The following is a 13361-nucleotide window of genomic DNA, read 5'->3' on the forward strand; positions in this document are numbered from 1 at the left end:
GGTGGCTTAAGCAACGGCTTTGCGGCCAAGAAACCCCAGCACCGACTGCGCTGCGCGCAGGCCCGGCGGCAAGCCGCCGCGGCCCAGCCGCTCCATCGTCAGCTGCATCGCGTCGCGCTGCGACGCGCCAAGATCCTCCAGCAGCCGCAGGACTGCGGGCGCGATCCGGTCGGCCCGGCAGTCCGGGCCGATGAACTCCGGCACCACACGGCTGTCGGAGACAAGGTTCACCAGCGTCACCGTGTCGATCAGCGCGGCGCGCCGCATCAGCCACAGCGTCAGCGGGTTCATGTCATAGGCGATCACCATCGGGCAATCATTCGCCGCCAGTTCCAGACTGACCGTGCCCGAGGCCGCAATCGCCACATCCGCCGCCGCAAAGGCCGCGCGTTTGGTGGCCGCATCCTGAATGATCTGTGGCGGAATGGCCCAGTCGGCGGTCAGATCCTGCACCAGCCCGGCCACCCCGCGCACCGTGGGCAAGGCCACCCGCGCATCGGGATGCACCGCCTTGATCCGGGCCACCACCTGCCCCAGCACCGGGGCCAGCCGCGTCACCTCGCCCTTGCGCGACCCCGGCAGGGCCAGGATCAGCGGCCCCTCGCCTGCCATCTGCGCCCGCTCCTCCACCGTCGCCAAAGGCTCTGACACCACCGGATGCCCGACAAAATCACAGCTCATCCCGGCGGCAGTCATATAGGGCGGCTCGAACGACAACAGCGCCAGCACATGGTCAACCACGCGGGCCATCTTCGCCGCCCGCCCCGGACGCCAGGCCCAGACCGAGGGGGCCACATAGTGGATCACCGGAAATTCGGGCCGCGCCGCTTTGACAATCGCCGCCACCCGCAGGCAGAAATCGGGGCTGTCGATTGTGACCAGCGCCTGCGCGCCCGATGTCAGCACCGCCTGCGCCGCCTGCGCGATCCGGCGTTTCAGCGCAAAATACTTCGGCAGCACCTCAACCAGACCCATCACCGACAGCTCTTCCATCGGGAACAGGCTGTCCAGCCCTTCGGCCTGCATCAGCGGCCCGCCGATACCGTTGAACTGTACGCACGGTGACAGCGATTTCAGCCCGGCCATCAGAGCCGCGCCCAGCCGGTCGCCCGAAGGCTCGCCCGCGATCAGGAACAGCGTCAGCGCGCCCACAGGAACAGGCCTGCATCCGTGGCGGCGGCGATCATCCGGTCAAGGTCCAGACAGATCACCCCGCCCGCTTGCCAGACGATACCGCCCAAACCCGCCTCAGCCACCCGCGCCACCGTCTCTGGCCCGAGTGTGGGCAGATCGACGCGCAGATCCTGCGCCGGTTTCGGCGCCTTGTAGAACAGGCCGCGCGTACCCTGTGGCCGCAGCGACGCTGGCACCTCGGCCACCCCGCGCAGCATCGCATCGGTGCCCGGCAAAGCCTCCACCGCGAGGCACAGCCCCTGCGCCACCACGCTGCCCTGCCCGACATCCACCGCCCCCAGCGCCGTGACGATGGTCGCCGCGCGCTCTGCATCCGTCTCATCCTGCGCGCTGAGCGTACCGCACAGCACACCGGCCCCCGGCACCAGATCCGGCGCAATCTCGGCCGTGCCCGCGACCGTGAAGCCGAACTCTTCGAACAGCCCGATCACCGCGCGCAAGGTGGCATCATCGCCCTGTGCCATCGCTCCCATCAGGCGCGGCACCAGCTGCGCCGTGCCCGCATCGAACAGCGCCGGGTCGAGCCGTGGCCGCTGCACCGCACCCGCAAAGGTCACGGTCGTCACGCCCGCATCTTCCAGCGCGTGGAAGAACGGCACCAGCCGCTCGACCCGGAACACCATATCCACCGCCAGCCCGTCGGGCACAAACCCGTCGAGTGCGCAGACCAAGGGCGCCTCCAGTGCCCCGGCCACAGCGGCGGGCAAGCGGCCCGCCCCGGCGATCACGGCGGTCCGGCTCATTTCGGGGTCAGGAAACTGCGGTCGCTGGCCGAGAGGATGAAATCGGTCATCTCCAGCACATGCGCGCTCTCGGTCTCATCGGCAAGACGGCGGGCGCGGTCAAGGAACGACCCCTCGCCCTGCGCCAGCATCTGATAGGCGGCGCGCAAAGCGGTGATCTCTGACCGCTCCACCCCGCGCCGTTTCAGGCCGACAAGGTTCAGACCATCCAAGACCCCGCGCGGGCCCTGTACCAGACCATGCGGCAGCACGTCATTGGTCACCATGGTCACAGCCCCGATGATCGCGCCGCGACCGACCCGCACCCATTGATGCACGCCCGACAGCCCGCCCACGATCACATCATCGCCGATCTGGCAATGTCCGGCAATCGCGGCCTGATTGGCCAGCACCACGCGGTTGCCCATCGTGGCGTCATGGCCCACATGCGAACCGGTCATCAGCAGGCAATCGTCGCCGACCCTGGTCACGCCGCCACCGCCCTCGGTGCCGGTGTTCAGTGTAGCGCCTTCACGGATCTTGCAACGCGCGCCGACGATCAGCCGGGTCCGCTCGCCTTTGAATTTCAGATCCTGCGGCACCTCGCCGACACAGGCGAAGGGGAAGATCACCGTATCCTCGCCCACCTCGGTCCAGCCGGTCACCACCGCGTGGGATTTCACCACCACGCCCGCCGCCAGGCTCACCTCGGCCCCGATCACCGCAAACGGGCCCACCTCGGCACGCGCGCCGATGGTGGCCCCGTCTTCAACCACGGCCATCGGGTGAATGCGGGCTGTGGGGTCAACACTCATCCGTCACGCCTTTTTCGGCACGTCAAACATCGCGGTGAATTCCGCCTCGCAGGCCAGCTCGTCGCCGACCATGCCGCGGCCTTCGAACTTCCAGACCCGGCCACCGCCGCGCAGCGCCTTGACATGCAGCTCCAGCACATCGCCCGGCACCACCTTGCGGCGGAATTTGACGCCATCGACGCCCATGAAAAATACATTCGCATTCTTGTCGACCAGATCCATCGACAGCCCGACCAGAATTCCGCTGGTCTGCGCCATCGCCTCGATGACCATCACACCGGGAAAGATCGGCACGCCCGGAAAATGGCCGGTGAACTGCGGCTCGTTCATGGTCACGCATTTGATGCCGACACAGCTTTTGTTGACGTGAATATCAACGACCTTATCGACCAGCAAAAACGGGTAGCGATGCGGCAGGATGCGCTGAATCAGCGCGATGTCGGCAGTCTGGCCCATATCCGTTGGTTGTTCGGTCATTCATGATCCCCGTCTGATCGATGCGTGCTGGCTGCACGGCTGTTCCGGCTTTGCTAACAAGTGAAACGCGCAGGGGCAAGGCACCCGCGTCAATCTCAGGGCTGGGCAGGCGCGGACGGCGGTTCATCCGCCTGCCCCGGTTCAGGCTCTGCCTCTGGCGCAGGAACCAGATCGGCGCCGTCGCCCAGTTCGGCATCCAGCCGCGCAATGGCCTGTGCGGTGATATCGAAGCGGTCAAAACTCAGCACCACGACCGAGCGGTCAATGATCGCCACCGCGCCCAGATCCTGCATCAGATCGGCCAGCACCGGGGCCGAAGCCTCCAGAAAGCGCTGCTGTTCAATGTCGCGCTGCCGCGTCAGCCCCCGGCTTTTCGCCTCCTGGGTGACGCGCAATTCCTCAACCCGTGTGTCAAATTCCTGTGCCAGTTCGCGAAACTGTGCCGTCGGCAAGGTCGCCCGGCGTTCGGTCATCTGCCGCTCTTCGGCCTCCAGCGCCGCTTCCAGCCGGCGGTTTTCGGCCATCAGGTCATTCGACGCGGCCTCAAGCCGCGCCAGAATAGCCTGCCCCATCCGGGTTTCCTCAAACAGCCGGTTGCGGTCCAGCGTGACCACAGCCGATTGCAGACTGACCAAAGGCGGCACAGGCTCCGCCTCCTGCGCAGGAAGCGGCCCGGCCAGCACAGCTGCCAGCCCGGCCACCAAAGCGCCGCGCAAGGCCGACCGCCGCATCAGAACTGGGTCGAGATCGTCAGGTCGAACGACCGTTCCTTGTCGTAGTCTTCTTTTTTCAGCGCTTTCGAGAAGTTGAACCGCAGCGGCCCGATCGGCGCATCCCACAGCACCGAAACGCCAACCGCCGCACGTGGGTTGAAGCCGGTGTCAATCGGGGCGCCAAGCGCGTCAACCACAGTGCCTTTCAGACCCCAGACCGAGCCCACATCCATGAACAGCCCGCCGCTCAGCCCGTATTCTTCGGGCAGACCAATCGGGAAATCGGCCTCGAACCGGGCGACAGCATAAAAGTTGCCGCCAAGTGCATCACCGGTGACCTGATCGCGCGGGCCGATGCCGTTGCCCTCAAAGCCACGGATCTTGCCATTGCCAAAGAACCGCTCGGTAACCCGCGTATCATATCCGCCCACCGGCGAAATCGTCCCGGCTTCGAAAATGGCGCGCAACGTCACCTCTTCGCTCAGGATCTTGCGTTCGCCGAGCGCCTGAACCTCGCTGGAGATATACTTTGCATCGCCGCCCAGACCGGCAAAATCCTGGCTGAACCGGAATACCATGCCGCGATCCGGGCTCAGCCCGCCGATCCGGGTGTCATAGCTGTAGGTATAGCCAAGGGCCGACGTAAACTCGCCGTCGCGGGCGGATTCTGCCACCAGTGTCGGGTTGCGCTCGGTCACGGGGTCGATAACGCCGTCCCCGTTCACATCCTTGCCCTGATAATTCTTGATCGTGTTTTTCGACAGACCGTAGCGCAGTTCCAGCCGGCTCACCTCTCCCACGGGGAAGGACAGGGCCACGCGCGCGCCGACATTGGCGGTGTCATAGATCGCGTTTTTTTGGTCGGTGATGTTGTAGAACGCCCCCAGCGACAGCGACAGGTCACGCCCCAGAAACGCCGGTTCGGTGATCGAGAGCGAAGAACTGGTGCTGTCCGACCCGGTGGCAATCGCGACAGACAAGGCCTGTCCGCGCCCCAGAAAGTTGGATTCCGCAAAGCCCACGTTCACCCCGACCCCGGCATCCGCCCCATAGCTCGCGCCAAAGGACAGCGAGCCGGTCGGCTGCTCTTCGACGTTCACGTCAACGATCACCTGATCCGCCGCTGACCCTGGCCGCGCATCAACCTGCGCATCCGAGAAAAAGCCAAGCGCGCGGATCCGTTCCGCAGATTGGCGCACTTCACGCGGGTTGAAGGGGTCGCCTTCGGCGCTGCGGAACTGACGGCGGATCACCTGATCCAGCGTCGTGGTATTGCCTTCGATGTCGATGCGTTCGACGAACACCCGCTCGCCCCGCACCAGCGCAAATTCCAGATCCAGCGTACCGTCGCGGTCATTGCGGGTGATCCGAGGATCGACACGCACAAAGTTAAGCCCCTTGCGCAGCGCCAGATTTTCCATCCGTGCGATGGTGTTTTCCACCACAAGCGGCGAATAGGGCACGCCCGAACGGACACGCGACAGCGCGCCATATTCGGCAGCGTCCACGCCATTCACTTCCGAAGTCGTGGTGATGTTGCCAAAGCGGTATTGCCGGCCTTCACGGATCGAGAAGCTGACAAACACCGCATCCCGCTCCCGCGCGACTTCGGCCGAGGCATCGGTGACCTGAATGTCGATATAGCCGCGCGCCAGATAGAAATCGCGCAGCATCTGCTTGTCCACCTCCAGCCGCTCGGCAACAAAGGTATCGCGCTGGATCAGGGTGCGCAGCAAACCGGCCTGTTTGGTTTCCAGCACCTGCCGCAGGCGGCGGTCGCTGAAGGCACGGTTACCGACAAAGGACAGACGTTCAATCTCGGTCACGCGGCCTTCGGTGATCTCGAATGCCAGATCGACCCGGCCACCGCTGCGGCGGATCAGCTTCGGCGTGACTGTGGCGGCAATCCGGCCCCGGGCCTGATAGGCCTCGGCAATGGCGGCGGCATCGGCTTCGGCCACGCTGGGCGAATAGACCCGGCGTTGTTTCGACTGGATGATTTCGGCCAGATCCTCATCTTTCAGGCGCTTGTTGCCCTCAAAGTTGATGACGCTGACGATCGGGTATTCCTTGACCCGGATCACCAGCTGGCTGCCCTGCGGCACGATCTCGACCGTCTCGAACAGGCCGGACCGGACCAGCCCCTGATAGGCATCGTTCAGCCCGCCCTGCGACAACGCCTCTCCGCGCCTGATTCCGGCAAAGCCCAGAATGGTGGCATTGTCCACCAGCCGATTGCCCTCGATCACGACCTGGTTGAACGCATATTGCTGCGCAAACGCGGGCATGAAGATCGAAGCCGAAGCCGTTGCCGTGGAAAGGAAAAGCACCGTCAGCAGACGCTTGCGAACGCTTGCCCCGTCGCGCGAGGCTTTCGCCGCGGCACCCGCTGTATCGTGCATGACAACGCCCCATTATCAACAAACTGTTGTGTCTTCACTAGCCCGAAGTGCCGGGCTTGTCAAAGCGTTGCCGGGGGATTTGTGGCCGAAATGCCGAGACGTTGCGCTTGTGCAGCAGCGATGCGCCCGCGCTCAGTGACCGACGATGGCGGTGCCCAGATAGGCCCCTGCCAGCAGGCCCGCCACGACGGTTCCCAGCGTGAAGATCCGGTCAGCATTCAGCCAGACCAGAAACGACAATCCGCGATACCCTTGCATGACCAGCTGCATGACGAAACCCTCTCAAGTACCCGTCCTGCATAGCCGATGAATATGGCCCCTTTATGGCGTGAGGCCCTGTGTTTACGGGCAGAACAGGTCGTTGGTCAGGGCAAAAACCATCAGCGACAGCAGCAGCGCCAGCCCGCCCGCCATCATGATCTGCAACGCCCGGTCAGAGGGCGGCTTGCCCGCCACCGCCTCATAGGCGTGAAACACCAGATGGCCGCCATCCAGCACCGGTATCGGGAACAGGTTCATCAGCCCCACCGCCACCGACAGCATGGCGATGAACCAGACAAAGCTTTCCACGCCCTGACTCGCCGCCGCGCCAGAGCTTTCGGCAATGCCGATCGGCCCGCGCAGGTTGCAGCTGGAGATTGCGCCGGTGATCATGTGATAAAGCCCCGACAGCGAGGTGGTGGCGATCATCCAGGTCTGCCGTGCGCCGATCCCGACGGCCTCGACCGGGCCGGGGGTGCGCAGCACCGGTTCGAACCCGATGCCGCCGCTCAGCCCGATCAGCCAGCGGGTCTCGAACCCGCCCTCGGGCAGCGGCAGATCCATCCGGCGCGGCGTCAATGTCGCGTCAAACACCTCGCCCGCCCGCCAGACCGTCAGGCGCAGATCACGCCCGTCCGACTCGCCCACCAGCGTGCGCAGTTCGGAAAACGCGGAAATCGCTGCTCCGTCGACCGCCAGGATCACATCGCCCGCCCTCAGCCCGGCGGCAAACGCCGCCGTCTGCGGCTGCACCCCGCCCGCCAGCGGCGGGAATGGATAGGGCCCATCAAAAACCACCCGCACCCCTGCCCGGTCAACCACATAGGGCACCGAGGGGCTGGGCGGCAGCGCGTCGGCCACGGTGACCAGCGTGGCCAGATCCGGCGTCGGCTGGCCAGCCAGCTCCACAATCGTATCGCCCGGTTGCAGGGTCTGGCCCTCGAACGGCAGGTCAGGCACCTTGCCGACCGTCGCATCCTCGGTCGCAACCCCGGTCCACAGCACCATCGCGGTAAAGATCAACAGCGCGCTGACAAAGTTGAACGCAGGCCCCGCCGCCACCGTCAGCGCGCGCGCCCACAGGGGGGCACCGTGCATGGTGCGCCTGCGTTCGGCCTCGGACAGTCCCTGAATCGCCTCGCCGTCCTTGCCGGAGGCCGCGTTGGAATCCCCAAGAAACTTGACATAGCCGCCAAACGGCAGCGCCGCGATCTGCCAGCGGGTGCCCCGGCTGTCGACCCGGGAATAGATCACCGGCCCGAACCCAAGGCTGAACACCTCGGCATGAATCCCGGTCCAGCGGCCCACGATGTAATGGCCGTATTCGTGGATGGCGACGATGATCGACAGCGCCAGAACAAAGGCGATCACGGTCCAGACAAGACCGCCAAAGCTGGGAACAAGACCAATCAGATCCACCGGTTTTCCTTCAAGTCAGAGGCTGCCAAGGGGCCGCAATGTCAGGTTTAGCGCGTTGCTGCCAGAGCCGATCCCGCCTCAACCGCCCGCACCCGCGCAAGATGGTCTGCGCTCAGGATGTCCTCAAGGGTCATCACGTCGGATTCAAGGCACATCTCCGGCATAACGCGGGCAAGCGTGCTTTCCACCACCCCCGCCATATCCATGAACCCGATCTGCCCCGCCAGAAACTGGTCCAGCGCGATTTCCTTGGCGGCGTTGAACACCGCCCCCGCCAGCCCGCGCGCGGCCATCACATCGCGGCAGAGCCGCAGCGCGGGGTAGCGGTTCAGGTCGGGCGCGCGAAAGCTCAGCGTGGCGATCTGCGCCAGATCCAGCCGCGCGACCGGCAAGGGCGCGCGTTGGGGCCAGTTCAGGGCGTAGCCGATGGCATGGCGCATGTCGGGCGCGCCCATATGCGCCATGATCGCGCCATCCTGAAACCCGACCAGCGCATGGATCAGCGATTCCGGGTGGATGATCACCTCGATCTGATCCGGGTTGATCCCGAAATATTCGCGGGTTTCAATGACTTCCAACGCCTTGTTGAACATCGACGCCGAATCGATGGTGATCCTTTGCCCCATCGCCCAGTTCGGATGCGCCAAAGCCTCGGCCACCGTGGCGCGCGCAAGCGCCGCCATCGGCCAGTCGCGCAACGCACCGCCCGAGGCGGTCAGGATGATCCGCTCGACGCAAGCGATGTCTTCACCGACCAGCCCCTGAAAGATCGCCGAATGCTCAGAGTCGACCGGCAGGATCTGCGCGCCATGCGCCGCTGCGGTCGCCATCAGCAAGGGCCCGGCGGTGACCAGACTTTCCTTGTTGGCCAGTGCCAGCGTGCGGCCATGGCGCAGGGCGCGCAGGCCCGGCACCAGGCCAGCCGCGCCCACAATCGCGCTCATCACCCAGTCGGCAGGCCGGTCGGCGGCGTCGGCAATCGCCGCATCCCCCGCCGCCGTCTCGATCCCCGTCCCGGCCAGAGCGTCGCGCAGCGCGGGCAGGCAGCTCTCATCGGAACAGACTGCAATTTCGGCCTGCAACACCCGCGCCATCTCGGCCAGCCGCGCGACATTGCGCCCGCCGGTCAGCGCCACGGTGCGGAACGCCCCTGCCCCGCCCGCCCGGCAGATCAGGTCAAAGGTGCTTTCCCCGACCGAGCCGGTCGCGCCAAAGATCGAAATGCTGCGCACCGCCCTCAGCCCCCCAACGGCGCGGGCATCGGCAAGGACGTGAACAGCCCCAGCAGCATGATCAGCACCACGGCCCCGATCAGCGCGTCAAAGCGGTCGAGAAACCCGCCATGACCGGGAATCAGCCCCGAGGAATCCTTGACCCCCGACCGCCGTTTGATCCAGCTTTCGGCAATATCGCCCAACTGCCCGGCAAAGGCGGCAAAGGGGGCCAGCACCACCGCCTGCCACGGCGCATGGCCGGTGGCGACAAACACCAGCGACACCGCAAGCGCGCCAACCCAGCCCGCCACCGTGCCCGACCAGGTTTTTTTCGGGCTGATCGCGGGCCAGAACTTTGGCCCGCCCATGATCCGCCCGACAAAATAGCCCATCACATCCGACACGATCACAATCGCCACCAGCCACAGGATCGCCGGCACCCCGGGGCTGCGCAGCTCGATCAGACCGTAGCCTGCGACCATGATCGCAATGCCATACACCGTGGCAATCCGCCGGTCCCGGCGCGGCGTCAGCGCCAGCGCCAGCCCCGGCAGGATCAGCAGGGTCGATGCCAGATCATCGCGGAACAGCTCGGCCCCGGCCAGACAGGCGGCGGCCACCAGCCCCATCGCCACCGGCGTGCCCTTGCGCCCCGGCGCGGTCATGTTGGCCAGTTCCCAGAACATCACCCCGGTCAGCGCGATCACCAAAAGCGAAAACGGTGTGCCACCCAGCCACAGCTCTCCGGCGCCGACCACCAGCATGAACAGCGCTGATATGGCGCGCTTTTTCAGATCTCCCCAGCGGGCAATCGCCTCGGTCATCCGGTTGCGACCCCGCCAAATCTGCGCTCGCGGTTGCCAAAGCGCGACAGGATCTGCGCCAGTTCAGCCGGCGAGAAATCCGGCCACAGCGTTGGCGTGAATTCATATTCGGCATAGGCCGTCTGCCAGATCAGATAGTTCGAGGTCCGGGTTTCACCGCTGGTGCGGATCACCAGATCGGGGTCGGGCAGATCCGCGGTATCCAGCCGCGAGCCGATCAGCGCATCGGTGACCGTATCTGGCGCCACCCGCCCCTCGGCCACATCCGCCGCGATGCCGCGCATCGCCCGGGTCAGCTCGTCACGCCCGCCGTAATTGATCGCCACCGTCAGGTTCAGCCGGGTAAAACCCGCCGTGCGGGTCTCGATCCCGTCCATCAGCTTGCGCAGTTTGGGGTTCAGCGGCGAGCGGTCGCCGATGAACCGCATCCGCACGCCTTCGGCGGCCAGCCGGTCAGCCTCGCGCTCGATATAGCGGGCGAAAATCGACATCAGCCCCACCACCTCTTCGGTGGAGCGTTTCCAGTTTTCAGTCGAAAACGCGTAAATCGTCAGCCAGCGGATGCCCAGATCGGGGGCGCAGCGCACGATTTCCTTGACCCGCTCTGCCCCCTTGCGATGCCCGACCAGGCGCGGCCAGCCCCGGTTGGTGGCCCAGCGACCGTTGCCATCCATGATGATGGCCACATGTTCCGCCGGGCGGGGCTGCTTGTGATCTGCCGTGTCGGTCGAAGCCAAGCGCTGTCCCTTTTTTCAAAATTCCTCCGGGCAGCGCCGCCCGGAGTGGAAAAACAATGTCATCTGTCGCGCCGGGCGAAAAAACCCGGGGTCCGGTCCACGGGATCAGACCTGCATGATCTCGGCTTGCTTGCCCTCAAGCGTCTGGTCCACCAGCTTGATATACTTGTCTGTCATGTCCTGCACCTCTGATTCCCAGAACTTGACATCGTCTTCCGAAAGCCCATCATTCTTGGCCTTCTTGATCTGGTCCATCCCGTCCCGGCGCAGGTTGCGCACTGCGACACGGGCATGTTCGGCATACCCCGCCGCCACCTTGGTCAGTTCCTTGCGGCGCTGTTCGTTCAGTTCGGGGATCGGCAGCATGATGATGGTGCCATTGGTCTGTGGGTTGATGCCCAGCCCTGACTCGCGGATCGCCTTTTCCACCTTGTTGACCATGGCCTTGTCCCAGACGTTGATGGTGACCATCCGCGGTTCCGGCACGTTGACCGTGCCCAGCTGGTTGATCGGTGTCATCTGGCCGTAAGCGTCAACCTGAATAGGCTCCAGCATCGAGCCCGAGGCGCGCCCGGTGCGCAGGCTTGCAAATTCGGTGCGCAGCGCGTTGATCGCGCCATCCATCCGGCGGGAAAGATCGTCGGTATCCAGTTCGAAATCGTCAGCCATAGGTTCATTCCTTCGTCAGCGCCCGGCCGGTCCCTGCCCGGCGGGCGTTTTTCCCGTCTATAATCGAAGCCGGCGCATGGGTATAGCCCCGGCTCACACCGGGCCACGCGGGCGGCAAGGATCAGTCATGCACGATGGTGTAGGTGCCGCGCCCGGCCATGATCCCCTGAAACCCGCCCGGCTCGGACAGGGCAAACACCACCAGCGGCATCCGGTTGTCGCGGCACAGCGCAATGGCAGAGGCATCCATCACCTTGAGGTTGCGCTGCAGAACATCATCGTAGGTGATGTCACCGTAGCGCTTGGCATCGGGGTTGATCTTGGGGTCGCTGTCGTAGATGCCATCGACGTTCTTGCCCATGAAGATCGCCTCACAGGCCATTTCCGATGCCCGCAACGCCGCAGCGGTGTCGGTGGTGAAATAGGGGTTGCCGGTGCCTGCGGCAAAGATGCAGACCCGCTTTTTCTCAAGGTGCCGCACCGCGCGGCGGCGGATATAGGGCTCACAGACCTGATCCATCGGAATGGCGCTGATGACGCGGGTATACACCCCCAGCGATTCGAGCGCCGCCTGCATGGCCAGCGCGTTCATCACCGTGGCGAGCATCCCCATGTAATCGGCCGTCGTCCGCTCCATCCCCTGCGCAGAACCTTGCAGGCCGCGAAAGATGTTGCCGCCGCCGATCACCATGCAGATCTCGACGCCCAGATCATGCACCGCCTTGATCTCGCGCGCCACACGCTCCACCGTGGGCGGATGCAGGCCATAGCCCAGATCCCCCATCAACGCCTCACCCGAGATTTTCAGCATCACGCGGTTGTATTTAACTGCGCCATCTAGGGTCGCTATGGTCATGGGCTTTCCCCGTGGTTCGTTTTTGCAATTGGACTGCGGCGCAAACTGTCGCAAAACGGCGGCGGGTTCAACCTGTGACAGGCGTCGGAGCGGGGGTTTCACACCCGTCGCCATTGGGCTTGAACCAATGGCGCACCAATGGCGACCCCCGTGGAGTACTTTTACCAAGATGAACGGGCGCAGACAGATGAGCGGATTGGCTGACATATCGCGCGAAGCCCCGGTGCTGATCGCAGGCCCGACCGCCAGCGGCAAGTCGGCACTGGCGATGGAGCTGGCCGCGCGCGACGCGCGGGTGATCGTGAATGCCGATGCCTTGCAGGTTTATGCCTGCTGGCGGCTGCTGACAGCGCGGCCCTCGGTCGCGGAAGAGGTGGCGCTGCCGCACGCGCTTTATGGCCATGTCGGGCGGGACGAGGCCTATTCCGTCGGGCACTGGCTGCGCGAGGTGCGGGCGTATCTTGAGCAGCCGGTGGTGATTGTCGGCGGCACCGGCCTGTATTTTCTGGCGCTGACCGAAGGCCTGGCCGAGGTGCCGGAGATTCCGGCGCAGGTGCGGGCCGAGGGTGATGCGCTGCGCATGGGCGATCTGGCGGCGATGGTGGCGGGGCTGGATGCAGAGACGGCGGCGCGGATTGATCTGGCCAATCCGGCGCGGGTGCAGCGCGCCTGGGAGGTGCTGCGCACCACCGGGCGCGGCCTGGCCGCCTGGCAGGCCGACACCCCGGCGCCGCTGGTGCCGCGCGACAGGGCCGAGGCACTGGTGCTGCGCCCCGATGTCGGCTGGCTGAACGCCCGCATCGACCGGCGATTCGATCTGATGCTGGCGGCGGGCGCGCTGGAGGAGGCGCGGGCCGAGCTGCCGCACTGGCAGGAAAACCGCCCCTCGGCGCGGGCCATCGGCGCGCCCGAGCTGATCGCGCATCTGCGGGGCGAGATGGCGCTTGATGCGGCCACAGTGGCGGCAAAGCTTGCCAGCCGCCAATATGCCAAGCGCCAGCGGACCTGGTTCCGCAACCGGATGCGCGACTGGACACCGCGCCCGTTGCCCTGAAATT

At 65.3% G+C, this 13361-nt stretch carries 14 protein-coding genes; 1 reads left to right on the plus strand and 13 read right to left on the minus strand.

The features are described 5' to 3' along the window. Window positions 1–6: 6 nt before the first annotated feature. From lpxB to pyrH, 13 genes are all read right to left on the minus strand, one after another. Window positions 7–1143, minus strand: a complete 1137-nt coding sequence (lpxB, locus tag J2X53_RS10505; RefSeq protein ID WP_349037848.1) for a lipid-A-disaccharide synthase — start codon at window positions 1141–1143, stop codon at window positions 7–9. Further along, window positions 1140–1937, minus strand: coding sequence for a UDP-2,3-diacylglucosamine diphosphatase LpxI (gene lpxI, locus J2X53_RS10510; RefSeq protein ID WP_349037447.1), 798 nt, complete (start codon window positions 1935–1937; stop codon window positions 1140–1142). Before lpxI ends, lpxB begins: the two co-directional genes overlap by 4 nt. Beyond that, complete coding sequence (lpxA, locus tag J2X53_RS10515; RefSeq protein ID WP_349037448.1) at window positions 1934–2731, minus strand: acyl-ACP--UDP-N-acetylglucosamine O-acyltransferase; 798 nt, start codon at window positions 2729–2731, stop codon at window positions 1934–1936. Before lpxA ends, lpxI begins: the two co-directional genes overlap by 4 nt. Before the next feature lie 3 nt (window positions 2732–2734). Next, entirely contained in the window at window positions 2735–3208 is a 474-nt protein-coding gene (gene fabZ / locus J2X53_RS10520) for a 3-hydroxyacyl-ACP dehydratase FabZ (RefSeq protein ID WP_349037449.1), read from the minus strand. A 95-nt stretch (window positions 3209–3303) separates the two neighbouring features. Further along, complete coding sequence (locus tag J2X53_RS10525; RefSeq protein ID WP_349037450.1) at window positions 3304–3939, minus strand: OmpH family outer membrane protein; 636 nt, start codon at window positions 3937–3939, stop codon at window positions 3304–3306. Beyond that, window positions 3939–6323: an outer membrane protein assembly factor BamA gene (bamA, locus tag J2X53_RS10530; protein WP_349037451.1), complete on the minus strand. Its 2385-nt coding sequence runs from the start codon at window positions 6321–6323 to the stop codon at window positions 3939–3941. The genes J2X53_RS10525 and bamA overlap by 1 nt, the downstream gene beginning before the upstream one ends. Before the next feature lie 132 nt (window positions 6324–6455). Then, entirely contained in the window at window positions 6456–6593 is a 138-nt protein-coding gene (locus tag J2X53_RS10535) for a hypothetical protein (RefSeq protein ID WP_349037452.1), read from the minus strand. 72 nt (window positions 6594–6665) lie between these two features. Beyond that, a complete protein-coding gene (rseP, locus tag J2X53_RS10540) occupies window positions 6666–8003 on the minus strand; it encodes an RIP metalloprotease RseP (RefSeq protein ID WP_349037453.1) in 1338 nt (445 codons plus the stop codon). A 47-nt stretch (window positions 8004–8050) separates the two neighbouring features. Next, complete coding sequence (gene dxr, locus J2X53_RS10545; RefSeq protein WP_349037454.1) at window positions 8051–9235, minus strand: 1-deoxy-D-xylulose-5-phosphate reductoisomerase; 1185 nt, start codon at window positions 9233–9235, stop codon at window positions 8051–8053. Window positions 9236–9240: 5 nt separating this feature from the next. Continuing rightward, complete coding sequence (locus J2X53_RS10550; RefSeq protein WP_349037455.1) at window positions 9241–10041, minus strand: phosphatidate cytidylyltransferase; 801 nt, start codon at window positions 10039–10041, stop codon at window positions 9241–9243. Then, entirely contained in the window at window positions 10038–10778 is a 741-nt protein-coding gene (uppS, locus tag J2X53_RS10555; protein ID WP_349037456.1) for a polyprenyl diphosphate synthase, read from the minus strand. The genes J2X53_RS10550 and uppS overlap by 4 nt, the downstream gene beginning before the upstream one ends. A gap of 105 nt (window positions 10779–10883) precedes the next feature. Next, the gene (gene frr, locus J2X53_RS10560; RefSeq protein ID WP_349037457.1) at window positions 10884–11447 is read right to left on the minus strand and encodes a ribosome recycling factor; all 564 of its coding nucleotides are present in this window, start codon (window positions 11445–11447) and stop codon (window positions 10884–10886) included. A 121-nt stretch (window positions 11448–11568) separates the two neighbouring features. Then, a complete protein-coding gene (gene pyrH, locus J2X53_RS10565) occupies window positions 11569–12303 on the minus strand; it encodes a UMP kinase (RefSeq protein WP_349037458.1) in 735 nt (244 codons plus the stop codon). A gap of 187 nt (window positions 12304–12490) precedes the next feature. Here pyrH and miaA point away from each other — a divergent pair, with 187 nt between their 5' ends. Then, window positions 12491–13357, plus strand: coding sequence for a tRNA (adenosine(37)-N6)-dimethylallyltransferase MiaA (miaA, locus tag J2X53_RS10570; RefSeq protein ID WP_349037459.1), 867 nt, complete (start codon window positions 12491–12493; stop codon window positions 13355–13357). Window positions 13358–13361: the final 4 nt, after the last annotated feature.

This window comes from Pseudotabrizicola sp. 4114, assembly GCF_031457365.1.
Classification (GTDB): Bacteria; Pseudomonadota; Alphaproteobacteria; order Rhodobacterales; family Rhodobacteraceae; genus Pseudotabrizicola.

Excerpts from the sequence above, each read along its gene's own strand:
- frr (WP_349037457.1), bottom strand. The coding sequence starts at position 11,447 with ATGGCTGACGATTTCGAACTGGATACCGACGATCTTTCCCGCCGGATG.
- J2X53_RS10525 (WP_349037450.1), bottom strand. The coding sequence starts at position 3,939 with ATGCGGCGGTCGGCCTTGCGCGGCGCTTTGGTGGCCGGGCTGGCAGCT.
- fabZ (WP_349037449.1), bottom strand. The coding sequence starts at position 3,208 with ATGACCGAACAACCAACGGATATGGGCCAGACTGCCGACATCGCGCTG.
- J2X53_RS10535 (WP_349037452.1), bottom strand. The coding sequence starts at position 6,593 with ATGCAGCTGGTCATGCAAGGGTATCGCGGATTGTCGTTTCTGGTCTGG.
- miaA (WP_349037459.1), top strand. The coding sequence starts at position 12,491 with ATGAGCGGATTGGCTGACATATCGCGCGAAGCCCCGGTGCTGATCGCA.
- J2X53_RS10550 (WP_349037455.1), bottom strand. The coding sequence starts at position 10,041 with ATGACCGAGGCGATTGCCCGCTGGGGAGATCTGAAAAAGCGCGCCATA.
- lpxA (WP_349037448.1), bottom strand. The coding sequence starts at position 2,731 with ATGAGTGTTGACCCCACAGCCCGCATTCACCCGATGGCCGTGGTTGAA.
- pyrH (WP_349037458.1), bottom strand. The coding sequence starts at position 12,303 with ATGACCATAGCGACCCTAGATGGCGCAGTTAAATACAACCGCGTGATG.
- bamA (WP_349037451.1), bottom strand. The coding sequence starts at position 6,323 with ATGCACGATACAGCGGGTGCCGCGGCGAAAGCCTCGCGCGACGGGGCA.
- lpxI (WP_349037447.1), bottom strand. The coding sequence starts at position 1,937 with ATGAGCCGGACCGCCGTGATCGCCGGGGCGGGCCGCTTGCCCGCCGCT.